We start from the raw sequence: 24,090 nt of genomic DNA on the forward strand, positions 1-24,090 counted from the left end.
ATAGGTCAGGGGTCGGCGACCACGACGAAGTGCTCCTGGACGTGCCGGACGTCCGAGGCATGCGACACCCTGAACTCGTAACGCCCTGGCCTGTCGATGCGCACCCTCAACAGCGTGGCGGCGTCTCCGGTCCGAGCGGTGAAGGCGTGGACGCAGCGGTCCTCGTCGCAGTCCACCAGCCCCTGCGAGAGCACGTCGCGCGGATGAGGCTGGACCGCCAGGGGCGGCGACGTCACCAGCCGGATGGTGGCGGGCTCTCCGGAGTGGACGCGATGGGTCCAGGGCAGCTCCAGCCAGCCCGCTCCTTCACCTGGGAGCTGGAAGGCGACCTCCCGGGCCGGCAGCAGCTCCGGACCGGACGGGGGGCGAGGGAGCAGCAGCAGGACCAGCGCCCCCGTCAGCACCGCGCCCACCAGCACGCGCGTGGCGGGGTGATGCGCCAGGGAGAGGCGGGGACGAGGCTCCGTCACGGGCGACGCGTCGGCCTCTTCGGCCCGGACGAGCGCGGCCTGGAGCCGGGCCTTCAGGTGGTGCGAGGGCTTCTCGGCCCGAAGGGCCCCGAGGGCCGCGCGGACCTCCTCGGGGAGCGGAGGTGGCCTGCCCTCATCCTCCGCGCTCATGGACGGCCTCCTTCGCTGAAGGGCTGAGCCTGACGGTGGGAGGCCGCCATGAACAACACCCCCAGCCGCGCGCGCCCCCGGGAGTGTCGACTCTTCACCGTGCCGAGCGGCAGCCCGAGCACCCGCGCCACCTCCTCGTAGTCCAGGTCCTCCACGTCACACAGCAGCACGACGAGGCGGAACTTCTCCGGCAGCGCGTGAAGGCACGCCAGCACCAGCTCCGCCTCCTCCGCGCCGCACAGCCGCGCCTCCGGGTCCGGCTGTTCGACGCCACCCGCGAACAGCGAGCCCAGCACCGACGAGGCCCCCTCCAGCACCGAGTCCAGCAACGAGCGTCGCCGCGCCTGCGAGCGCCGCTGCTCCAGGAACTGGTGCCGGGCGATTCCACACAGCCACCCCAGCCACGAGCCGGAGCCTCGGGAGTCCCGGTGCAGGAACGCGCGCACCAGCGAGTCCTGCAGCAGGTCCTCCGCCTCCTGTCGGCTTCGACACAGCGCCAGACAGAAGCGGTGGAGCCGGGGCAGCAGCGGCTCCACGGCGGCCTCGAAGCCCTCCCGCGCGCTCGGCGCCGCGAGCGACTCACTCTGTTTCATTTTCAATCCAGACACGGCCCCATCCCCCGATAAACCAGAAGTAATGCAAGTCCGGGAACCGGAGCGCGCCTCGTTCCATCTCTCGCTGTCGAGGGGGCGGCGTCATGCGAGGCTCGCAGTCCAATGTCAGTCATTCTCATGAGACCCAGGGGCAGGCGCCCTGGAAGCAAGACCTTGTCTCGGGCTTTCTCGTCTTCCTGCTCGCGTTGCCGTTGTGTCTGGGTATCGCCATGGCGAGCGGCTTTCCGCCCGTGGCCGGCATCCTCACGGCGGTGGTGGGGGGTCTGCTGTCGTCCTGGGCGGGCAGCGCGCGGCTGACCATCAAGGGGCCCGCCGCGGGGCTCATCGTCATCGCGCTGGGGGCGGTGACGGAGCTGGGCGGAGGGGATGGCGTGCTCGGCTACCGGCGGGCGCTGGGGACCATCGTCGTGGCGGCGTGCCTCCAGATGCTCTTCGCGGCGCTGCGCGCGGGACGGCTGGGGGACCTGTTCCCGTCAGCGGTGGTGCACGGGATGCTCGCGGCCATCGGCGTCACCATCTGCGCCCGGCAGGTCCACGTGCTGCTGGGAGTCGCTCCCGTGGCGCGGGCGCCGCTGGGGTTGCTGGCGGAGGTGCCGGGCAGCGTGGCGCGGCTGAATCCGGAGATCGCCCTCATCGGAGGGCTCGGCCTGGGGCTGCTGTTCGGCCATGCGGCGCTCAGTCGGCGGGTGACGTGGCTGCGGCGGATACCGGCGCCCCTGCTGGTGCTGGCCGTCGCGGTGCCGCTGGGGCTCGGGTTCGATTTGGAGCACGCGCACACGTTCACCTTCTCGCACGCCGTCTTCTCGGTGGGGCCGAACCACCTGGTGAACCTGCCGGGCAACCTGCTCACGGCGCTCACCTTCCCGGACTTCTCCGGCGTGCTGACCGGGGTGGGGTTCAAGTACGTGGTGATGTTCGCGCTGGTGGGCAGCGTGGAGTCGCTGTTGACGGTGAAGGCGGTGGACCTGCTGGACGCGGAGCAGCGCCGCTCGGACCTGGACAAGGACTTGTTCGCCACGGGCCTGGGCAACCTGGTGGCGGGGCTTCTGGGGGGACTGCCGATGATTTCGGAGGTGGTGCGCAGCTCCGCCAACCTGGGCCATGGGGCGAAGAGCCGGCTGTCCAACTTCTTCCACGGCCTGTTCCTGTTGTTGTTCGTGGCCTTCGCGCCGGGGCTCATCCACCGGATTCCGCTGGCCGCGCTCGCGAGCATGCTCATCTTCACGGGCGTCCGACTGGCGTCGCCGGGGGAGCTGGTGAAGGCGTACCGCGTGGGCGCGGAGCAGGTGCTCATCTTCTGCTTCACGCTGGTCGTCACGCTGGCCACGGACCTGCTGGTGGGCGTGGCCGCGGGCATCTTCTTGAAGGTGGGAGTGCACCTGCTCAATGGAGCTTCGCTCAGGGAGCTGTTCCGCCCTGACATTGACGAGCTGGTGGGCGCGGACCGGGTGGTGCTGCGCGTGCGCGGCGCGGCGGTGTTCACCAACTTCCTGGCGTTCAAGAAGCTGCTGAACCGTCACGCCCAGGCACCGCGCATCGAGGTGGACCTGACGGAAGCCCGACTGGTGGACCACACGGTGATGCAGCGGCTGCACGAGCTGGAGGTGGAGCGCGCACGGGAGGGGCGACAGCTCCAGGTGCTCGGACTGGAACGACACCGGGGGATGTCCTCGCATCCGCTTTCCGCGCGCAAGAAGGCGCCGGCCGGCGACCTGGGTCTCACGCCCTGAGGCGAAGCCATGAGCCACGCCACCTGTCTGACTTCGCCCTCGGAAGACCGAGGCACACGGCTGCGCGCCGCGCTTGCCCGCGCCAGCCACGTCCTCCCCGCCCAGGGCCCCATCGGCGTGTTCGTGCACCACAACACGCTGCACGCGTTCCAACATCTCCCCTTCCACGAGGCGGTGGCCACCGCGAGCCAGACGTTCGGCGCGGAGGGATATCTGTCCGAGGAGCGCTTCCTGGAGCTGTACCGCCAGGGCCGCATCACCGACGAGGACCTGCGAGCGGTGCTCGCGGAGCCAGGCGCTCCCCGCGTCACACCACCGGGAAAAGTGTCATGGGATGCGACGGCGCTGACGTTGCTCGCCCTGCTTCATCCGGTGGAGGAGGAGTCCGAGGCGTCGCTTCGCTGGAAGCTGGAGGAACGCTCCGCGGCGGACCGGTTCCGCGCGGACCTGCCTTCCACCACGCGACAGGCGCTGCTCCACCGCTCGACCGAGGGGGTGCTCGCGTGGATGGAGCGAGTGGGACGGGACTGGACGATGACGGAGCTGGCGTGCGCGCTGCTCGACCCCGACCTCGCTTCCACCGTGCGCGCGGAGGCGTCGAGAGTCACCACCGAGCTGGCCACGGTCTTCGGAGGAGACGGCAGCCCGCGCTCGCTTCGTGAGCGACTGGAACACGCGCCTGAGACCTTCGCGGTGCGAGCCCTATGGTCCGCCTGTCGCACGACGAAAGTATCCGACGAGCGGAGCGACCCTCCGCGAACGACGGAACCGCACGGCCATCGTGAACCACAGTGCGAGACCACGGGCGAGGGTATGGCCGAGCCGCGCAGCCATCGCGAGCTGCTGCGCGAGACCACGGGCGAGGATGTGAATGACCTGGTTCATCCCCTGCTCATCCGTGCCTGCGCGGCCTTCCTGGATGAAGGCATTGCGCACTGGAACCTGCCGGGTCGGGAGCACGGCCTGCACGCCGCCTGGGTGGCGATGATGCGCGACGGGGTCGGCGTCGCACCCGATTGGCTGGACGGACTGGAAGACGACCTGGTGGCCGAACCGGAGCACACGGTGCTCGGCGTACTCGACGAACTGGCAGTGGCCGAGGCCGACTGGGAGCCCTACCTCGTCCGCGTGCTGCTCGCGCTGCCGGGCTGGGCGGGGATGATGCACAGACTGGAGCACCACCCCGGAGACCGCGCACAGGGAGCGCCACCCGCGCGGCTGCTGGACTTCGTCGCGGTGCGGCTCACCCTGGAGCGACGTGCCCTGCGCGAGGTCGCTCGGCGGCGACTCGACGACACCGGTCCGCTGTCGGGGCTGTCGCAAGTCGCGAGGCCTGCCCTCGAGTCCACTCAGGCCGCGAGCTGGCGACTCTTCCAGTGGGCACAGCTCCTGGGGCTGTCCGCGATGGACGTGGCGGGGCTTCCCCTCCGAGCCCGGCGCGAGCTGCTCGCGGGACTGGAGGGCTTCGACGCCAGCGCGCGGCGCCGCGTGTGGCAGGAGGCCTACGAGCATCACTATCGAAGCGAGGTGTGTCGAGGTCTCGCGAGCAACCGCCTCCGCCCGGAGTCCGAGCGCACGGTGACGGCTCCACGCTTCCAGATGATGTGCTGCATGGATGACCGGGAGGAATCCTTCCGCCGTCACTTCGAGGAGCTGGACGCGCGACATGAGACGTTCGGCATCGCCGGCTTCTTCGGCGTGGCCTTCGACTATCGAGGGCTGGACGACGCCAGCCACGTCGCGCTGTGTCCCGTGGTCGTCACCCCGGCGCACGTCGTGGAGGAGCAAGCGAGCGCGGAGCACCAACCCCTGGCGGAGACCCGTGCGAGGCGACGGAGCCTGTGGGCACGCATCGACCAGCTGTTTCAACAGGGCACCCACGCCCTGGAGCTCTCCTGGCTCTTCGTGCCGCTGCTCGGCCTGTTGTCCGCGCTGGTCCTGCCCTGGCACCTCCTCTTTCCAAGAGCACGGGGTCGGCTGAGGCGGGCCCTCTCCGAGAGGTGTCTGCCCAGACCGTCCACCCGACTCACGAGCCTGCGCGAGCCCGAGGCTCACCGTGCTTCACCGACGCTCAAGCCTCGGGGCTTCACCCTGGACGAGAAGGCGGCGCGGGTGGCGGCGGCGCTGGAGAGCCTGGGACTGGTGAAGGACTTCGCGCCGCTGGTGGTGGTGCTCGGTCATGGGGCGGTGAGCGTCAACAATCCGCATCAGGCGGCCTATGACTGCGGCGCATGCGGCGGCCGGCATGGCGGGCCGAACGCGCGCCTCTTCGCGGAGATGGCGAATCGTCCCGAGGTCCGCGCGAGGCTCCGGGAGCGCGGCCTCCGCATCCCGGACGCCACCTGGTTCATCGGCGGGCTGCACAACACCACCACCGACGAAGTGACGCTGTATGACACGCAGGCCCTTCCGGAGTCCGCGCGGGAGGAACTGGTGGTGCTGCGCGCGGCCCTGGACCGGGCGCGTGCGCTGTCCGCCCAGGAGCGCTGTCGACGCTTCGAGTCCGCGCCCCTCGGGCTGTCCGCCCCGGCGGCGCTCCGGCATGTCGAGGCGCGCGCGGAGGACCTCGGGCAGCCTCGGCCCGAGCTGGGGCATGTCACCAACGCCGCGTGCATCGTGGGCCGCAGGGCGCTCACACGAGGCTTGTTCCTGGACCGGAGGGCCTTCCTCATCTCCTACGACGCGAGCCAGGACGCGAGCGGCGCCATCGTCGAGCGCATCCTCCTGGCGGCGGGCCCCGTCGGCGCGGGCATCAGCCTGGAGTACTACTTCTCCTGCGTCGACAACGAGCGCCACGGCTGCGGCACCAAGCTGCCCCACAACCTCACGGGCCTGCTCGGAGTCATGGACGGCGCGGAGGGCGACCTGCGCACGGGGTTGCCTCGACAGATGATTGAGCTTCACGAGCCGATGCGACTGCTCCTCATCGTCGAGGCGAGCACCCGCGTGCTGTCCTCCATCCTCGCGCGCCAGCCCGCGCTCCAGGAGCTCATCGGCCAGGAGTGGGTGCAGCTCGTGAGCGTGGACCCGGTGACGGGTGAACAGCAGCGCTTCACGCGACATGGCTTCCAGTCGCTCACGCAATCAGAGACCCGATTGCCGGAGGTGGCCTCCTCGCCCCACTGGTACCAGGGCCACCGCGATTTCCTGCCACCGGCCCTCATTCGCGCGCCAGCGCCGCGTCCCTCGGGAGCAGACCGTCATGCCTCTGCCTGAGCTTGCCTGGACCTGGCTGGCGGCGATGGTGCCGTTGAGTCCCCTGCTCGCCTTCCTCGATCTGGGGACGGTGATGTTCCTGCACCGTGCCCCGAGTGAACGTTGGGTGGCGCGTCTGGTGATGGGAGCGCTGTGGCTGTCCTGGGGTTGCGCGGTGGCCACTGTCTTTCATTGGCTGTCTCAACCCGAGGCCGTGCGAGTCGTGCGGCCGTGTCCATGGCTCTCCTCGGGCGAGTCGGGCTTCGAGGTGACGCTCCAGGTCGACTTGCTCTCGGCGACGATGTGGCTCCTGACGAGCCTGCTCACGCTGCTCATCGGCCGCTTCTCGGTGAGCTACCTGCACCGGGAGCCGGGCTTCGCGCGGTTCTTCCTGCTGCTGGCGATGTTCTCCTCGGGGATGCTGCTGCTGGTGGGAGGCGGGAGCCTCGACCTGCTCTTCGTGGGCTGGGAGTGGGTGGGGCTCGCGTCGGCGCTGCTCATCGGCTTCTTCCACGAGCGGTCCGCGCCCCTGAACGCGGGGCTCCGGGCCTTCGGCACCTATCGACTCTGTGACGTGGGCCTGCTGGCGGGACTGGTGTTGCTGCACCACCTGACGGGCACGACGGAGTGGAGCGGCGCGTTCGGACCTCACGAGGGGCCGCACCTCGCCGCGCTTCCGGCCACCGCGTTGAGCCTGTGCCTGCTGCTGGCGGCCATGGGGAAGTCCGCGCAGTTTCCCTTCGGTGGTTGGCTGCCTCGCGCCATGGAAGGCCCCACGCCGTCCAGCGCGCTGTTCTATGGAGCGCTCTCCGTGCATGCGGGGCTGTACCTGCTGCTGCGCGCGGCACCGCTGCTGGAGCAGGCACCGCTGGCGAAGGGCGCGCTCGTGGTGGTGGGGCTGCTCACCGCGCTTCACGCCACCGTGGTGTGGCGAGTGCAGACGGATGTGAAGAGCGCGCTGGCCCATGGCGTCCTGACACAAGTGGGCCTGATGTTCGTGGAGGTGGGCCTGGGGCTGTACACGCTCGCGCTCGTCCACCTGGTGGCGCATGCCTGTCTGCGCTGTCTCCAGCTCCTCCGCGCACCCTCCGCCCTGCGAGATGTCCAGGCCCGACGCACGGCGCTCCAGAACGCGCGTGCACCGTCCATCGTCACGGCGCACCTGTTGTTGCCGACGCGATTCTATCGACTGGCGCTGGAGCGCTTCGCGCTCGACGTGCTGTGCGAGCGCTGGCTGGTGCAGCCCGTGCTGCGCCTGGGTCAGCGGCTGGATGGAGCGGAGCGCCGCTGGGTGGGTGTGCTCGATTCGGCGGCCCCGCGCCCGGAAGTCACCCCCGCGCCACGTCCCACCGAGTCCGCGCCGAGCAGTCCCACCCCGGGGGCCGCATGAATCCCACCCTGTTCCTCTGCTTGCTGGTGTCGCTCCCGCTCGTGGGCGCTGTGATGCTCACCGTGTCACGGCAACCCGCGAGGGCTCGCGTCATCGCCACGGGCATCGCGGCCCTGACGCTGGTGGCCGCCATCGCCGCGCCACACCTCGCCGGAGGCACTCCAGCCGACACCATCCTCGCGGCGCCCTGGCTCAACGCGGCCTTCCACCTCGGCGTGGATGAGCCGAGCGCGCGAGCACTGCCACTCGTCGCGCTGCTCACCCTCGTCACCCTCATCGCGAGCCCTCGCCAGGACTCCCACCGGCGAGTCCTCACCGCGCTGCTCCTCACCGAGAGCGCCACGCTGGGCTTCTTCTGTGCACACGACGTGCTTCCGCGGCTCCTCTTCTTCCTGTCCATGGCGGCACCGCTGGCGACCCACGTCGCTCGCGGGCAACACGCACCCTCCATCGGGCGCGCGGTCCGGGTGTATCTGCTCCTCGGCACCCTGCCCGTCCTGCTGACGCTGGCGATGCTGGGCTGGCACGGGGGGACGAGGACCCCATTCCTCTCCCCCGAGGAGCTCGCGAGCCTCCTGCCTCACGGCTGGCGTCCAGGACTCTGCGCCTTGCTCCTCATCGGCGTCTGCGCGCGTCTGGCCGTGGTGCCCTTCCACTCCTGGTTGCCCGTGGTGCTGACGCGAGGACCGCTCGGCTTCGGGGTCCTCTGGATGAACCTCGCCGCGAGCCTCCACCTTTTGACGCAGGTGGTGCGCCCGCTCCTCCCATCGGAGTGGGACGCGGTGGCTCCCGTCCTGGGAAGCCTGGGCGCTGGTGCCGCGCTGTATGGCGCGCTGCTCGCGCTCGTCCAGACGGACCTGCGCCGCATGCTGGCCTTCCTGCTCGTGAGTCAGTCCGGGCTGTTGCTCGCGGGGGTGTCACTGGGGGGCCCCGCTGGACGTTCTGGTGCGTGGCTCCAATGTCTCTCCATGGGCATCGCCTTCACGGGCCTGGAGTTGCTCGTCCGCGCCATCGAGGCGCGCACCGGCACCACGGACCTGGACGCACGGCACGGGCTCATCGCCCGAGCTCCGCGCATGGCCACCACCTTCCTGCTGCTCGGCCTCGGCGCGCTGGGCTTTCCTGGCACGCGCGGCTTCCTCAGCGAGGACCTGCTGCTGCGCGGGACGCTCGGAGCGCATCCCCTGCTCGCGCTGCCGTTGCTGCCAGCGCTCGCGCTCAATGCCATCACCCTCTTGCGAGCCTTCCAGCGCGCCTTCCTCGGCCCGCGACCACGCGGCACGCCCTCCACCGAGGACCTGCTTCCCCGCGAGCGCTGGACGACCCTGGCCCTGCTGGTGCTCCTCTGCGTGGCTGAGCCTCCACCAGCGCCGCATCCAGGCTCGCCCATGCTCCAGCTCAGGGCAGATACCGCTCCGCCTCCTTGAAGAACTGAGTGAGCGAATAGTCCAGCAGCGACCTTCTAGTTCGGTGTTCTCGTGACCTCATGTACCCTATGGCGAGGTTAGTGCTCTCGATTTTTGCTGAACAAGGGAGCAGTATTGGCGCATGGCACGTTCGCGAGCGACATCCAAAGGTAAGGCCCACCGCTTCGGCGGGGACTGGACCCAGACGAAGCTGGACGTGCTCAAGGAGTACCTTGAGGCATACACGAAGGCGCTTAAGGACAAGCCATCTGCCGACAACGCATTCCGTAAGGCGTACATCGACGCGTTCGCGGGTACCGGCACGCGCACGGCGCGGGAGCGCGACACGAGCACCGCACCGGGCCCGTTGCTCTTCCCCGACCTCAATGAGCCCGCACCACAGAAGCTCCTTGAAGGCTCAGCGAAGCTAGCGCTGCAGGTCGAGCCTCGGTTTGAGAGCTATATCTTCATTGAGCGAAGCCCTGAGCGATGTCAGCAACTCGAGTCCCTGAAGCAGGAGTTTCCCGCGCTCGCCGACGGCATTGACGTTCGGCAGGGGGAAGCGAACGAAGTGATCCAAAGACTTTGCGCGCCGCTCGACAAGTGGAAGTCGCGGCGCGCGGTGCTGTTCCTCGATCCCTACGGCATGCAGGTCGAGTGGAAGACGATTGAGGCCGTCGCGGCGACAAAGGCCATCGATCTATGGCTGCTTGTACCGCTGGGAATGGGGATGAACCGACTGGCACCGAAGTCGGGCAAGCTCCCCGACTCGTGGCGCCAGCGTATGAACGCCTTCCTCGGCACGACGGACTGGTACGGCGAGTTCTACAAGGTTGAGACCCAGCCTACGCTATTCGGTGACGCCCAAGTCCAGGTCAAGGCGTCAATGGACGTCATGGCACGCTACTTCAACAACCGACTGAAGCAGGTATTCGCAGGCGTTGCTGAGGAGCCGGGCGTACTCTGGAATTCGGCAAATAATCCGCTGTACCTCCTCTGCTTCGCGGTCGGCAATGAGCGCGGCAAGGACATCGCGCTACGCATTGCCAACCACCTACTCAAGGATGTGCGTTGATGGCGCTCGGATCCGGCATCGAGTGGACCGAGTCCACTTGGAACCCTGTGACGGGGTGCAACAAAATCAGCCCCGGCTGTAAGTACTGCTACGCGGAGCTCATGGCAAAACGGCTTCAAGCAATGAGACAGCCGAACTACAAGGACGGCTTCAAACTCGCGTTGCAACCGAAGATGCTAGAGTTGCCTCTCCGGTGGAAGAAGTCACAGACGATCTTCGTGAACTCGATGAGCGACCTGTTCCACAAGGATGTGCCGGTCGAATACATCCAGCGAGTCTTCGACGTCATGCGCCGCGCCTACTGGCATCGCTTCCAGGTGCTCACCAAGCGCGCTGATCGCCTAGCGGAGTTGAGCCCGGAGATCGACTGGCCCACGAACGTGTGGATGGGCGTAAGCGTGGAGAACGCCACTTATGTCGATCGCATCGACGACCTGCGCTCGACGGGGGCACATGTGAAGTTCCTGTCACTCGAACCGCTCCTTGGTCCACTGCCGAAGCTGAAGCTCAAGAATATCGATTGGGTCATCGTTGGTGGCGAGTCGGGCCAACGCGCGCGTCCAATGGACCCGGCATGGGCAATAGACATTCGCGACCAGTGCACTCGCGCTGATGTCGCGTTCTTCTTCAAGCAATGGGGCGGCAAGAATAAGAAGAAAGCAGGGCGCATCCTTGACGGTCGCACCTACGACGAGATGCCGGAGGTGACTCCGCTTCCCGTCGTGCGCGCACCACGCGCGGCGCGCTCCTTGCCAGTCATGGGCTGATACGACTCGGTCGCTCCTAGGGGACCCTGTGTGTCCCCGAGAGGGAATCCTCCTCGGACTGCGCCAAAAGTAACGGGGCTGTGCAGCCCGCAGCCCTACTCCTCGACTTCCGTCTCCGTCCACTCCTGGTGGTTGAGGTTCGGGTCGCGGTTCGGGTTGTAGTTCGGGTCCTTCGACGGCACGTACTGGCCATTGCCATTCATCCAGTACTGATTCGCGCCCGACTCCACCTGGTGGCGCTTGCCATCCTTGGGGTTGCGGACCGTCTCCTCGTCCTTGATGTAGTTCAAGAACCGGTGGTGGTTGCGGTCCGAGGCGGCGTTGCTGTTGGCGTAGTTGGAGGCAATCGCCTGGTTGATGGCGTCGTTCTTCTCATGGAAGGCGCGCTGCTGCGCCTCGAAGGCCGCCTTGTTCGCCTGCATGCGCTGGTTGTGCGCCGCCCAGCTCGCCCGCTCCCGCGCCATCTCGTTCTGGTTGTACGCCTGGACGTACTCGGGATTGTAGCGGGTGTTCGCCAGGGCGTTGAGGACGACCTCCTTGCTCTGCTCGTACCGCTCCTTCGGAGCGTCCAGCGCATGGGTGTAGTAGCTCCAGTTCACCATGTTGCCCATGTCCGTCGCCGTCAGATGGGTGACCATCATGTACGGGTCACCGCTCTTGTCGGACCACTCCGTCACCTTCGCGAGGAACAGCTGCCGCATCGGGCCGACCTTGTAGAGCAGGTCCGAGAAGCCCTTGTCGGCGGCGGCGATTTGCGGAGCGTCGTACTGCTTCACCAGCTTCGCGCCGTCCTTCTTGGCGACCGGCACCAGGTCCTGCTGGATGACCTGCTCGATGGAGTGGAAGGGCCGCATCCGCTGGCCGCTGCGCGCGTACACCTGCTGCATCATCGGGTCGCCGGAGAACATGAAGTTCTTGAGCGGCAGCATGTAGACATGCACGTTGCCCGGGCCGCTGATGAACGCCTTGCCGCTGTTGACAATCCAGTTGTCCGGAAGCGGCATCATCGCCATCTCCATGAACTTGTCGTCATACAGCTTGTGAGCCACGAGCTTTCCGTTGGGCGGGACCTTCAGCTCCACCTTGACCTCCTTTGCCTCGGGCGAGTCGGCACCCGGGGAGTCGCCAGGGACCTTGTTCTCGCGACAGGCCAGCACCACCACGCACGAAGCCACGAGCGGAATCAGGAGAGATTTCATCGAAGTCCCAGTTGTCTGCCTAGGCCTCCAAAACTAACAGAGGACCGTTGCGGGGAACAGGTGACCCCGGAAGCGCCCGCCACCTCGCCGCGTGCCGATGCGACAGGGGTGTCTGGCATCACTCACGGACGTGCCTACCGTGAAGCAGAGGCCACGTGGAACCGGAGGGGTCATCATGATTCAGGCGAGCAGACGAAGAGCCCTGGGAGGAGTCGTCGCGGCCCTCCTTCTCGGGCTGGGAGCTGGCTGTAGCTCCAGCCATTCCCACAAGAAGGTGGAGACCGCGAAGGTGGAGGACTCCTGGATGGCGAGGGTGCCGTCCGACCAGATGGACGACGTGCGCCAGGCGCAGCTCGTCGTGAGCACGGCGGAGGAACAACAGGCGCGGGCGAAGGTCTCCGTGGAGGACGGCCAGCGAGACCTGCAGGTGGCGCAGGGGCGACAGAAGGCCGCGGAGGCAAGCCAGCAGGCCTCGGTGGACGCGCTGTCGGCAGCCCAGGAGCTGGGGCAGGCAGAGGCCATCGACCTGGCGCAGAACGACCTGGCGCAGGCCAACACGGAGCTCGCCGCCGCGAAGGCGGAGACGGCCCTGCGCGAGAAGACCATCGCCACGCGCGAGTCGATAGTCCAGGCACGCGAGCGTGAGCTCAAGGTCGCGGAAGCGGAGCTGGCGCAGACTCGCTTCCTCACCCTCCAGCGCACCGGCGACGTCCGAGCCCAAGATGTGGATGGCGACGAGCTCGCGCGGAACCTGGAGGAGGCCCGCGCCGAGGCCCGGAGCGCCGCGGAGCAGGTGGACTCGAACATCGCGGAACAGGAGCAGGCCCAGGCCACGTGGGAGCAGCTCGACGCGCAGACCCAGGCCTACGGCGGCAGCGGCGAGCCGTAGCGCGGTGAGTCAGGCGCCGCGCGGACAACAGTGGTCGCGGCGTGCGGGGATGCCATAGAACGAGGGGCACACCATCCAGGAGCGCCCGCCCGCGTGGAGACCCTCGTCCGCATCGCCGAAGCCCTCGGCCGCTTCTCCGCGCGCTTCGTGCCCAGCGCGTTCTCCATCGCCGTCCTGCTGAGCCTGCTCACCATGGGACTCGCCATGGGCTGGGCGGATGCGCCGGCGCCCAAGGTGCTGGACGCGTGGGGCGGAGGCTTCTGGGAGCTGCTCACCTTCTCCATGCAGATGGCGCTGGTGATGTTCACCGGCTACCTGCTGGCGCTCACCACGCCCGTGCGCGCGCTGCTGGAGAAGGCGGCGGGCCTGGCGCGCACGCCGCGCGGCGCGGTGGCGCTGATGGCCTTCGTCTCCATGGCGCTGGCGTACATCAACTGGGGTCTGTCGCTGGTGGCCAGCGCCATGCTGGTGCGCTTCGTCGCGCGGCGCAGGCCGGACGTGGACTACCGGCTGCTCGTCGCCTGCGCGTACTTCGGCCTGGGCGCGACGTGGCACGCGGGCCTGTCCGCCTCCGCGCCGCTGCTGGTGGCCACGCCGGGACACTTCCTGGAGAAGAGCATCGGCCTCATCCCCATCGACCGGACGCTCTTCTCCACCTTCAACGTCGGGCTCACCGTGTCCGTCGTCGCGGGCCTGACGCTGCTCGCGTGGGCGCTGCACCCCAAGCCGGAGCACGTGGTGCGCGTGGACCCGGCCGTGCTGGAGAAGCTGGGAGACTTCGTCCCGCCCGAGCGCCCCACCGAGAAGAGCTTCGCCATCTGGCTGGACCACGCGCGGCTGCTCAACGTCATCTTCGGCGTGCTGGGTCTGCTGTGGCTGGGTCGCTACCTGTGGCTGAACGGCGGGTGGCGCGCGCTCAACCTCAACGTGGTGAACTTCACCTTCCTGGTGCTCGCGGTGCTGCTGCACGGCACGCCCGCGCGGCTCATCAAGGCGGCGGAAGAAGCCGGAGGCGTGCTGCACGGCATCGTCCTCCAGTTCCCGCTCTATGCGGGCATCTACGGCATCTTCAAGACCACGGGCCTGACGGACCGCATCGGCGAGCTGTTCGTGTCGCTGTCCACGAAGGAGACGTTCCCCGCCATCGTCTATCTCTACAGCGGCGTGGTGAACTACTTCGTCCCCTCGGGCGGCTCCAAGTGGGCCATCGAGGCGCCCTACCTCCTCGACGCGGCGAGTCGACTGGGCGTCGCGCCGGAGAAGGTCGTGCTCGCCTATGCCTGGGGCGACATGGCCACCGACCTCATCCAGCCCTTCTGGGCGTTGCCGCTGCTGGCCGTCGCGCGGCTCGAGTTCAAGGACATCCTCGGCTTCCTGCTGGTGGCCTTCCTGGTGTACCTGCCGCTGGTGACGCTGGCCTTCTTCCTGCTCGGGTGAGGCTGGGCGAGGGTGTTGGCTTTCGTGCTAGACAGGGCCGGCGCGGGCCGGGGAAGGCCCGTCGAACTCACCCAACGAGGGGACCCCGAAACATGAAGAAGCTTCTGACGCGGAGCATGGTGTGCGCGGTGCTGGGGATGTCGTCGATGGCCTTGGCGCAGGACGCGGCGCCGGACGCTCCGGCCAAGGAGTCCGTGAAGGCGCCGAGCGCCGACGCGGTGCGTGACACCTGGAACTACTTCTACAAGGGCCAGGGCCAGGGTCCCGTGCTGGTGGAGGCCAAGCTCTGTACGGAGGTGGCCAAGGACGGCCCCAACAAGTACGAGTGCACCGCCGAGGTGGGCGCCGAGGGCGTCAAGGCGAACACCACCGTGATGCTGTGGCAGGCCTACCTGGTGCCCCAGGGCGACTCCGTCGAGGACGTCATGGTGCAGACCAAGCAGGGCAACGTGGTCCGCGAGACGAAGGACGTGAAGCTCAAGGGCGACGGCTGGCGCGCGCGGCAGTGGACGGGCGTGCGGCTGAACAAGCCGGGCACCTGGAGCATCACGGTGATGCGCGGTGACCAGGTCCTCAAGGAGCTGCAGGTCAAGGTGAACTAACCCAGGGCTCGTTTGACGCATCGCCGGGGTTTGACCTCCTCTGGGCATGGAGCGAAGGACATTCCACGCCCGAGAAGCTTCGGCGGGCCATCGTGCGCGCTTTCATGATGAGGGCCTGTCATCCGAGCAGATCGCCCACCTGCTGGACATTGGGGAAGCCACTGTCAGGCGCGTGCTGAGACTGCACCGGAAAACGGACGACGTCGTGCCACGGCCCCGAGGCGGCGGGAACTTCTCGCCGATTCGGGGCAAGGTGGCCACGCAACTCAAGCGGCTGGTCGCGCAGAAACCGGACGCGATGGTGCACGAGTTGATGGAGGCGCTCGCTGTACGCACAGGTGTCGTCACCAGTCGACCCTCCATGCAATGAGCCCTGCATCGGCTGGGCTTCTCACACAAGAAAAGTCCTTCGTCGCCGCCGAGTCCTCTCCGCGCTCTTGAGCGTGTAGATGTCCGACGACTCGTCTTCCTCGACGAGTCCTTCTGCAATACCTCCATGGCGCGCGAGTGGGATGTCGGCCGAAGCTGATGGCGCACCGAGGTGCCATCAACGAGCGCGTCCTCGTGCGCTTTGTTCGCCAGCGCCTGCGCCCCTGGCTGCGTTCGGGCGAAGTGGTTCTGGACAAGTCAGCAGGGCACGATGGCCCGCTCCTGCGCACTGGAGCAGGCCATCCGCCCACAACTACTGGGCGAGCAACTTGGGCCAAGAGCTAGAGCGCCGAACAGGTTAGGTCACGCCGCGAGCTGGAAGCGCGCGGCGACCTCAAGGTTTTGGACGACCGAGAGTCGCCTGAGGTCAAAGAGGTTGCGGCGCGTGCCTCGGTAACGGGCCTTCGGACCCTGGCGGTTGGCGAGATGAGCCAGGCGATGCTCGACGCCGACCCGCTCGCGGAGTTGTGCGCGGCCCGCGCGCGACTGCAGAAGTGAGCGAAGGCGATGCTGGAGCCGCTCGTCATCGCCCATCGTGACGCTGCGCCCCTTACCGGATGCGGCCTGGGTACAACTGGGGCGCAGCTTGCACGGTCCGCAGGCTTCCGGGTCGAAGTGCACGACGGCGCCGGGCTCGAAGGGCTCCACCTCACCCGCGGGGCACGTGAGGGTACCGTCGCGGATGTTCACTTTGAAGTCGCGCTTGCCGAACAGTCCCGGCTTCGCGCTGGCTCCTCGCCACGGCCGGCAGACGAGGTCGCCGCCGCTGGCCAGCACGTCCTCGGCCATCGTGCTGTTGAGGTATGCCCTGTCGACGAGCAGAACGTCGGGATAGAGGTCCTGGTGGGCCATGTCTTCCTGCAGTGCGTCCGTCGCCTCCTCTTCGGGGCGGTTGGCGGGTGACACGGCGCAGGCCACCACGAGCTCGGTGTCGAGGTCGATGCCGACGTGCTGCTTGTAGCCATTGAAGCGCTTGCTCTTGCTCTTACGCCCGTGGCGCATGTCGGCGTCCTCGATGGAGATGCGCCTGTCGGCTGCCACGCCTTGTCGAATCTGAACGCCTCCTTCGGGGCGAGGCTCGAGGTCCTGTTCGCGCACCTGCGCGAGCGCTTCGATGTAACGCGTCAGCGGCGCCTCGACGCACGACTTCGACTGCTTCGCCACCCAGGCCATGAGGCGGTCGAGTTGTCGGCACAGGCGATTGAGTGCGTCGAGCTTCGCGTCGGGCGCACTCCAGTCGATGTCGAGGCCGGCCTTGATGCTGCTGGCCCTCAGCAACGGTGCATCGGCCTGCTGACACACCTCCTCGACGTCAGTGCCGAGCGCGAGCGCCATGCACTCGGCCACCTTGCGGCCTGCGTGGCCGAGCAGGTTGATGGTGTCCTCAACCCGCCCGGCTCCCTCTAAAGGGCGGCTGTCGACCCCCACTCGCAACGTCTTCGGCGTCTTTTTCGAATCGAACCCCTTCGTCCGCTTCGCCACCTCGACGGTGTGCTCGAGCAGCCGACGGTCCATCTCGTGCGCGATGAGGCGCTCGCGGAACTGCTGCAGCCCGCCCTGCGAAAACGCGGGCGCGTCTTCTTCATCATCGAGCGTTCCGAGAACCAACCGCCAGCAGCGGTCGCTCGCCGACAGACGCACCGCTTCCGCATCGGAAGTCTGCAGGTAGGCCTGTAGCAACAGGCCCATGCACATCAGCGCAGGCGGCTGCGCGGCTTCACCCTGGCCTGTCTGTCGATACATCGACTCCAACTCGGCCTGAAAAGCGTCGTCGAACAACTCGTGCCGGTGCTCGCGCAGAAAGACGAAGAGCTTCCGACTCTTGCCGGCGAGCTTCAGGAGCTTCTGCTCGCGGGCACTGCACTCCATCGTGGGCTTCCATCGGTCCAAGTGGCACCTCCGTGAGGAGGTGACCTGAGCACTCGGCGACAGCCCGCGTCGACCGTGCTCGTAAGCGATCGATTTTCCTCGGGCTGATTCCTGATCGGCGCTCTAGAGCGCATGCCACGTTCCCCATCGCCAGGTAACAAGCGTTTCCTCAGTGATGTAGGTCGAGCCCCCAGAGGTTACGATGTGGACCTCTACGGGTTCGTCTGGATAGGGGCCACAAGGACTGCCGGGGTCCATGATGCGGGTTCCGTAGTATTTCCCTGGCGTGCCGCTCGGGGCGAGGCCCGTGAATACGAGGTCGGGCGAACTCCAGCAACCGCCGTCCCCCCCGCTCGACACTGTTCCTGTGCCGGACGTGGTGATGGTGATGCACCACGCCAACGTTTTACACCACGTTCCGACAAGAGGATCGCCAGCAGGGAGTACGGCATCTCTGCGTTGGCCCTGCCAGACATTGGGGGCGTCTGCTGTTTCGCTGCTGCCGCATGCAGCAGTGAGAAACGTCAGGAGTAGTGCATACGTCAGCTGTCGTGTCATGGGGACTCATCCGGATGTAGGGGTCAACCTGACTGGGCGGCCATCATAGACTGGCATTGTGTGACAGCTTGGGCAATAGATGCTTGCTGTGTGTTGGCTGGGTATAGGTGCAATGAAAAGGTGTGTCGCCCCTGAAATGGGGGGGGGCGTATGATTGTGTGTAGAGTCGCCCTAGATGAGTCGGATAGCGGGTGCCAGCGCCCTCGATGGGGCATTGTCGGGTGCGATGCTTGCCAGGTGAGTCCCAACCAAGTCTTGCGCGAAGCACGCGACGCCCGCCGGTGGACAGCAGTGGCCCCGAGCGGGCGTCGGTGTTTTCAGCGTCCGGTGTTCCGGCTCACGGCGCCGGCAACGGACTGAACTGCGTGTCATTGGGCGTTGACACGCTCCAGGTGTTCACCCGGGTGTTGACGGCGCGATACGTCAGCGCGCCTCCCCATTCCCCGATGAGGATGAGGAAGGTGGGCGTGCCGAGCACGCGGCCCCGGATGGTGCGCTCAATGGGCGTCGCGTCCGGGGTCCTCAAGCCGAGCCAGGTGTAGGCCGGCGTCGTCGTGGACGCGGGCGGAGAGAACGCCACGCCCGTGACGGGCTGCGTGGCCGCGGCGAGCGTCGCCCCCGTGAAGAGCGGCGTGAAGGCGTCCAGGCTGGAGCCGTCGGCCTGGAACGAATAGGAGCCGAAGTCGAGCGGCGTGGGTGAGCTGGCCGAGCAGTGGATGAAGCGCAGGAAGGCAGACTGCGCGCCCGCCGCCGAGAACTCGTCCTTCACGAGGGTGAGCGACGGCGAGGCCTCCACCCGGCCACACAGCACGCCCAGGTAGCGACGACCCGCCTCCAACGGACCGGTATCGGCCGTCAGCACCCCTTGCCCGGGTTGGCCATTCACCGTGACTCGCAGCGAGACGCCCGTGGTCGACACCGGCAGGTCCCCTACCTTCGGCGCGGTGCCGTAGGTCATGCCGGTCGCGATGTTCGACGAGCCGTGGATGGCCTGGAGCTGCGGCGACGTCCCTCCGACGGTGGCTGGCAAGAGGCCGTGGAACAGGTACACGAGCGGGCCGCGCTGGACGCGCACGAACGTGTCCTCCTTCGCGGTGACCAGGAGCAGCGCGGGGGCGCCCTCGTCCCCGAGGGTACGTCGGTCCTCGCCGGTGTTGATGGCGTAGTACGCCTTGCCTTCCTTCAGCGTCCCTTCCGGCAGGGAGTAATACAGCCAGCCGCTCTGGGCGGGTGCGAAGGTGGGCGAGGTTCCAATGACAACCACGCGCGGCGTCTCAGCGGGAACCGCGAAGCCTTGCTCGACGGGGTCCGCCGAGTACGCATCCACGCTGTTGTTGTCATAGGGAGTGCCCGCCTCGTTCGCGAAGCGGCGCCTGGCCGTGGCCGAGACGACCCGGTCGCCGGACATGAAGCGCACGCGCACCTCTCCCGTCGGCGCGGCGACGGCCAGCTTGTTGTCGCTCAGCACCACGAGCCTGGGCTTGTCCGGGCGCTCTTGTCCGACCTGGAGCAGAGAGCCGGCACCGACGACCGTCACGTGGTCGCCATCCGCCAGGGTGACTTCCGCCAGGGCCGCGAGGTCCGGGGTCTCCGCCGTGCCCTCCGCGTCTCGAGCCACCACGCGCACGCTCTGGGTGGGGCCCGTCAGGATGACCTCCCGGAACCCAGACACCGCCGCCGCGCCCGCCTTCACCACCGGGAACGGCTCCGCGTCGCCCACGCGCAGGGTGACGTGGAACGGCTCCCACGGCCGGTCCGACACGTCCGTGGGGTTGTTCTTCACTCCGACGAACGCATTGATGAAGCGCACGTGCGCTCGGTACTCGGGAGGCCCCGCATCAGGAGGGCCGGCATCAGGAGGCCCCGCATCAGGAGGGCCCGAATCGGGAGGGCCCGCGTCTTCGCCGCCATCCGTTGGGGGGTGACCGCCATCGCAGCCGCCCGGCCCCCCGTCGCAGCCCGCATCCACCGGAGGTGTTCCACTGTCGCGCCCCGCGTCGTGCCCAGCGTCGACGTTCCCCGAGTCCGACGGCCCTTCGTCATCTCCACAGCCTGTGACACCCACCCCGAGGGCGAGTCCCACCATCAACAGCCACGAACCCAGGACGTTTCTCTTCACGTTGACGCTCCGGAGGAATCGACTCGCTGAAGGACTCACAGGGACGGCCCGGCTCATGGCGTCACCTGTCGCTCACACTCGGTCCGCAGGGGGTAGATGGCACTCGGCCCCTTGGACAGCTCGTCGCGCAGGTAGAAGTACGCCATCACCCCGACGTTGAACTGCGCGCGCTGGAGCCACTCGCTCAGCGCGGGCTCCTGTCCCGCCCGGACCACGTCCGTCAGCGGGTTGTCGAGCGAGCAGACCTCTTCCCACATGCGCACGCCGCCCATGGCGTTGCGGTTGCCGCTCGGAGGCTCGGCGGACGCCGTGCCGAAGTTGCCCGTGCGGATGAGGTCACAGGCCCCCCGCCCGGCGCCCAGCATGTTCGCGCCCCACTTGCTCCAGTCCGACGTGCGCGGGGAGAAGTCGATGTCCACCTCTCCGTATTTGATCCACGCGCTCATGAACTCCGGGGTGAACTGGACAGCCGTCCCACCCGAGGCCATGTACGCCAGGTAGCGCGCGCCACCATGCGGGTTGATGCTGTCGAACCGCCCCAGGTGGGAGATGCCATTCGTGACGCCGAACAGGCCGGTGACGAGGTTGGCCACCCGACCGCCATTGAGCGACACCAGCACCTTCGCCGCGCCTGTCTGTCCATCTCCCGCGCGGCCGTGACAGTTGGAGCAGATGCCCTGGAAGGCCGTCGCGCCCGGCGTCGTGTAGTAGAGCTCGCCCCACGGGGCCCGGGGGTTGCCCAGCGCGTTCACCATCCACTTGTCGCGCGAGTCATTCCAGGGGTCATGCCCCGCCGGAGGGCTGTCGCGCGGCGGGAAGCGACAGGTGCGCTTGGGCAACCACCAGTTGGTGGGGAAGAGCTTCTTGGCGAGCTGCTCGTGGCGCTCGGTGATGGCGTACCGGGTGAGGTACTCGAATTCCCCCCGGCCAATCGCCTCCTTCCAGGCCGGGTTGCGCGGCTCGTAGGGGACCTTGTCGGTGAAGTCCTCGGCGATCCACTGCACGTCCACGGGGTCCGTACACGCGCCGGCCACCACCGTGTCCGCCTCGCGCAGACGCGCCTGGCGGGCCTCGGCCTGCTGGGCGGGGGGCAGGAGCTTGTCGGCGGGCCACTCCAGCGCCGCGATGTAGCGCGCCACCAGCAGCGAGGCCCGGCAGTCCTTGCCCGGCACGTTGGTGGGCATGTGGATGACGCGGGCATCCGTGTCCCTCGCCACGCGCTGATAGAGCGTGCTGGAGGGCGTGCGCAGCAGCAGGTCCTGCGAGTAGCTCTTCACCTCGCAGTCCACATAGACACGCTGGCCGTTGCTCTCCTTCACGCCACACGGCTTCCAGCCGAACAGGACTCCACCCGCGGACAGGTCCAGCGAGGCGATGGCGGGGTTGCTCTGTACCGCGAAGCCGTTGGGGTTGTGGCACTGGCCGCAGTTGCCGACGAAGTAGCCCTGCAGCTCCAGCGTGGCCTTCAAGGCCTCCGGCGAGGAGGGCTCCGCCTGCGCCGCCTCGGCGAAGCGCTCCAGCCGGGGCAGGGACGTCTCCAGCGCCTCCAACTGGCGGTATTCAGGCACGCCGGTGATGACGCCGTAGCGCACCAGCCGGTCCATCTGGCTCAGCTCGTCCTCGTCAATCAGCGCCTTCGCATCCACCCCGGCCTCTCCAGGGGCCCGGCGGTTGAGCTGCAAGGGGGTGAAGCCGAGGATGAAGTTCTGGGCCTCGGAGCCGGTGTGGCACTGGATGCACCGGTGGGCACCCGGAATCGCGTAGTTGCGCGTGGCGCCGCCAATCTCATACGCCTTGTAGACGAGCACGCGGTCGGAGAAGGGCTCGTTGTCGCGGTAACGCAGGTCATGCAGCTCCGCCACCGTCTCGTCCTCGTTCCAGAGGTACGTCCCGAAGAGGGATTGGTTCCAGGGCTCGCGGACGATGATGAGCCGCGTCTCCATCTTCCGGTAGCGCCGCTGGCCCTGCCGGTCCGACACCGCCTTGAAGAACGTCTTGTAGAAGCGCGTGTTGGGCGGGATGTGGAACTTCTGCGTCTCCGCGTCGTACCGGATGGACTGTCCTTGTGGCACGTGGACCCATCGCAGCTTCTTGGCGTTGTCGGAGAAGAGTGGATAGGTGGGCGCGAAGGCCACCGTGCCGTGGTCGGCCAGCGTGTCCGCGTCGAACGTCATCACACCGCTGTCGGTCTCCGACAGGAGCCGGGGCAGCCGGGTGAGCCCGGCGAAGAAGGTGTCCTTCTCCGGGTCGCTTCCCAGCGGATAGTCCTTGGCGACCTGGGGGATGCAGTTTCCAAGGTCCGTCATCGAGTCGCCCACTTCCCGCGTCACCGTGACGCCGCCCTCCGAGCTGGCTTCGCAGACGACGGGGAACGTGCCCGTCGGCGAGCCCCGGGCAAGCCAGGCATTGAGCGCGCAGGACAGCTCCACCGCCTCCTTGAGCTGCTGGGGCGAGGCCCTGGGCGGCATCTCTCCTTGAGAGGCTTTCAGGGCCATCCGCGCGCCGTCGCGCTTGAGCCCCTCCAGGTCCGCCGTGTACTGGAAGCCTCCCTGGACGTTGGGAGGCAGGTGACAGGAGGCACACTGCGTCCCCACCCGCGCCAGCAGGTTGTCGAAGTTCTCCGTCACCGGCTCCCGGGTGGCGGCCCGCCTGAGGGGAATCTTCTCGCTGGAGCGCGCCGGGGTGCAGCCGCGCTGGAAGGGAGGCACCACCACGGGCACCTCCACCACGCTCGCCGGCTCTGACGTACATGCCAGCAAGGCCGGGAAGAACGACAGACACACCACCAGCACTCGGCCTGGGGCATGCCCCATCCGTGTCATCCCCATGTTGATGTCCCTCCCGCATCCACTTGGATGCACCGTGGTCGCCCCCAGGCCTCCCGAGTCATCTCAGACACGGGTGACCTGCCAGGATGGGTGCACCCTAGTCGCGGGCTCCGTCAGGGAATGACAAGTCCTTGCAACAAAATCAGACACAGCCCGCACATCCGGGAGCATGTCTCGGAATCGTCACGCCCTGGAACGTCAGGGAACGGCGATGGCGCGCAGCTTGCCGAGCTTGTGGCCGCCGCGCTCGGTGAACCAGACATGCGCATCCAGGCACCACTTGCCCGGAGGCGCGATGACGAGGCCAGACGGGCGGCTGCCGGGCGTGGGCAGCGCGAACTCGGTGATGGTGCCGGAGTGGGTGATGCGACCCATGCGGTTACCCGCGAGCTGGGTGAACCAGAGCTGGCCATCCGGTCCCAGCGCGATGGCGTTCGGCTGGCTTCCGGCGGTGGGCAGCGGGAACTCCGTCACCACGCCGTCCGGGGTGATGCGCCCAATCTGGTTGGCGGCCTGCTGGGTGAACCAGAGATTGCCATCCAGGCCCGCGACGATGGACGACGGCGAGGAGCGCTCGGTGGGGAGGGCGAACTCGGTGATGACCCCCTCGAAGGAGATGGAGCCGACCTTGTTCGCCGCCTGCTCGACGAACCACAGGTTCCCATCGAAGCCCTGGGTGATGGCGCGCGGCTGGGCGGCTGCGGTGGGCAGCGCGAACTCGGTGATTTCACCCGAGGGGGTGACGCGGCCGATGCGGTTGCCCACGACCTCCGTGAACCAGACATTGCCGTCCAGGCCCGCGGCGATGCCGGCCGGGCTGGCGCCACGGTTGGGCAGCGGGAACTCCGTCACCACGCCCGACGGGGTGATGCGGCCAATCTGGTTGGCGGCCAGCTCGGTGAACCAGAGGTTCCCATCGAAGCCCGAGGCGATCTGCTGCACGCCCGCGCCCGCGGTGGGCAGGGCGAATTCGGAGACCCCGCCCGCGCGGGTGGAACGGCCAATCTTTCCGGAGCCTGCCTGCGTGTACCAGAGCGCCAGGTCGGGCCCCAGGGTGATGCTCAGCGGGCCCGCGCCGGTGGGCAGGGAAATCTCCTCGACGTCGCCCACGGCGCCACGGGAATCACGGCACACCCAGGGCGCCGCGTGGAGGTCCGACGCCAGCGCGGGGGCGCCGAGCCAGGAGGTGGAGAGGAGCAACAGCGAGGAGCGGAACAGGACGCGAAGTTGCGAGTGCATGGGGTTGGGGCTTTCGTCTGACACAGGTGGGCGCGGAGGGGGCTTCCCTCCACGAGAGACGGGCCGGAGAGGCAGACAGGTGCCCTCCGGCCCGAAGCATTCAGTGACAACGGTGGTCGAAGCC

17 protein-coding genes are annotated in these 24,090 nt (G+C 67.8%); 10 read left to right on the plus strand and 7 right to left on the minus strand.

From position 1 onward, the window contains the following. Positions 1-5 precede the first annotated feature (5 nt). The gene (locus ACN469_RS13765) at positions 6-620 is read right to left on the minus strand and encodes a hypothetical protein (protein ID WP_498767934.1); all 615 of its coding nucleotides are present in this window, start codon (positions 618-620) and stop codon (positions 6-8) included. Continuing rightward, entirely contained in the window at positions 617-1,213 is a 597-nt protein-coding gene (locus tag ACN469_RS13770) for an RNA polymerase sigma factor (protein WP_498767936.1), read from the minus strand. The genes ACN469_RS13765 and ACN469_RS13770 overlap by 4 nt, the downstream gene beginning before the upstream one ends. Before the next feature lie 104 nt (positions 1,214-1,317). Here ACN469_RS13770 and ACN469_RS13775 point away from each other — a divergent pair, with 104 nt between their 5' ends. The 6 genes from ACN469_RS13775 to ACN469_RS13800 all read left to right on the plus strand — a co-directional run bounded on the left by ACN469_RS13775 (position 1,318) and on the right by ACN469_RS13800 (position 10,797). Continuing rightward, a complete protein-coding gene (locus tag ACN469_RS13775) occupies positions 1,318-2,964 on the plus strand; it encodes a SulP family inorganic anion transporter (RefSeq protein ID WP_498767938.1) in 1,647 nt (548 codons plus the stop codon). Between the two features lie 9 nt (positions 2,965-2,973). Next, on the plus strand, positions 2,974-6,180 hold the full coding sequence (locus tag ACN469_RS13780; protein ID WP_498767940.1) for a YbcC family protein: 3,207 nt from the start codon (positions 2,974-2,976) through the stop codon (positions 6,178-6,180). Beyond that, positions 6,167-7,549 carry a proton-conducting transporter transmembrane domain-containing protein gene (locus tag ACN469_RS13785; protein WP_498767942.1) on the plus strand — a complete coding sequence of 461 codons (1,383 nt, stop codon included), beginning with the start codon at positions 6,167-6,169 and terminating at the stop codon, positions 7,547-7,549. The genes ACN469_RS13780 and ACN469_RS13785 overlap by 14 nt, the downstream gene beginning before the upstream one ends. Beyond that, on the plus strand, positions 7,546-8,976 hold the full coding sequence (locus tag ACN469_RS13790) for a proton-conducting transporter transmembrane domain-containing protein (RefSeq protein WP_498767944.1): 1,431 nt from the start codon (positions 7,546-7,548) through the stop codon (positions 8,974-8,976). The genes ACN469_RS13785 and ACN469_RS13790 overlap by 4 nt, the downstream gene beginning before the upstream one ends. 121 nt (positions 8,977-9,097) lie before the next feature. Next, positions 9,098-10,030, plus strand: a complete 933-nt coding sequence (locus ACN469_RS13795) for a three-Cys-motif partner protein TcmP (RefSeq protein ID WP_498767946.1) — start codon at positions 9,098-9,100, stop codon at positions 10,028-10,030. After that, positions 10,030-10,797, plus strand: a complete 768-nt coding sequence (locus tag ACN469_RS13800; protein WP_498767948.1) for a DUF5131 family protein — start codon at positions 10,030-10,032, stop codon at positions 10,795-10,797. Before ACN469_RS13795 ends, ACN469_RS13800 begins: the two co-directional genes overlap by 1 nt. Positions 10,798-10,892: 95 nt before the next feature. Here the strand turns inward: ACN469_RS13800 and ACN469_RS13805 are convergent, their stop codons facing one another. Beyond that, complete coding sequence (locus ACN469_RS13805; RefSeq protein WP_498767950.1) at positions 10,893-11,996, minus strand: hypothetical protein; 1,104 nt, start codon at positions 11,994-11,996, stop codon at positions 10,893-10,895. Positions 11,997-12,171: 175 nt separating this feature from the next. On the opposite strand from ACN469_RS13805, the gene ACN469_RS13810 reads away from it, so the two are divergent. The 4 genes from ACN469_RS13810 to ACN469_RS13825 all read left to right on the plus strand — a co-directional run bounded on the left by ACN469_RS13810 (position 12,172) and on the right by ACN469_RS13825 (position 15,294). Then, positions 12,172-12,885 carry a hypothetical protein gene (locus ACN469_RS13810; protein WP_498767951.1) on the plus strand — a complete coding sequence of 238 codons (714 nt, stop codon included), beginning with the start codon at positions 12,172-12,174 and terminating at the stop codon, positions 12,883-12,885. Positions 12,886-12,978: 93 nt separating this feature from the next. Continuing rightward, complete coding sequence (locus ACN469_RS13815; protein WP_498767952.1) at positions 12,979-14,322, plus strand: short-chain fatty acid transporter; 1,344 nt, start codon at positions 12,979-12,981, stop codon at positions 14,320-14,322. Between the two features lie 92 nt (positions 14,323-14,414). Further along, entirely contained in the window at positions 14,415-14,924 is a 510-nt protein-coding gene (locus ACN469_RS13820) for a hypothetical protein (RefSeq protein ID WP_498767954.1), read from the plus strand. A gap of 46 nt (positions 14,925-14,970) precedes the next feature. Further along, complete coding sequence (locus tag ACN469_RS13825; protein WP_498767956.1) at positions 14,971-15,294, plus strand: hypothetical protein; 324 nt, start codon at positions 14,971-14,973, stop codon at positions 15,292-15,294. Between the two features lie 362 nt (positions 15,295-15,656). On the opposite strand, the gene ACN469_RS13830 is transcribed toward ACN469_RS13825, so the two are convergent. The 4 genes from ACN469_RS13830 to ACN469_RS13845 all read right to left on the minus strand — a co-directional run bounded on the left by ACN469_RS13830 (position 15,657) and on the right by ACN469_RS13845 (position 23,966). Further along, entirely contained in the window at positions 15,657-17,243 is a 1,587-nt protein-coding gene (locus ACN469_RS13830; protein ID WP_498767958.1) for an IS1182 family transposase, read from the minus strand. 874 nt (positions 17,244-18,117) lie between these two features. Then, positions 18,118-19,899 (minus strand): DUF4397 domain-containing protein, encoded by a 1,782-nt coding sequence (locus tag ACN469_RS13835; protein WP_498767960.1) that lies wholly within the window; start codon positions 19,897-19,899, stop codon positions 18,118-18,120. Between the two features lie 53 nt (positions 19,900-19,952). Further along, the gene (locus tag ACN469_RS13840; protein ID WP_498767962.1) at positions 19,953-22,727 is read right to left on the minus strand and encodes a c-type cytochrome; all 2,775 of its coding nucleotides are present in this window, start codon (positions 22,725-22,727) and stop codon (positions 19,953-19,955) included. Between the two features lie 198 nt (positions 22,728-22,925). After that, entirely contained in the window at positions 22,926-23,966 is a 1,041-nt protein-coding gene (locus ACN469_RS13845) for a Vgb family protein (RefSeq protein ID WP_498767964.1), read from the minus strand. Between the last annotated feature and the right edge of the window lie 124 nt (positions 23,967-24,090).

Origin of the sequence: Corallococcus terminator, assembly GCF_049194865.1 — a bacterium.
Classification (GTDB): domain Bacteria; phylum Myxococcota; class Myxococcia; order Myxococcales; family Myxococcaceae; genus Myxococcus; species Myxococcus terminator_A.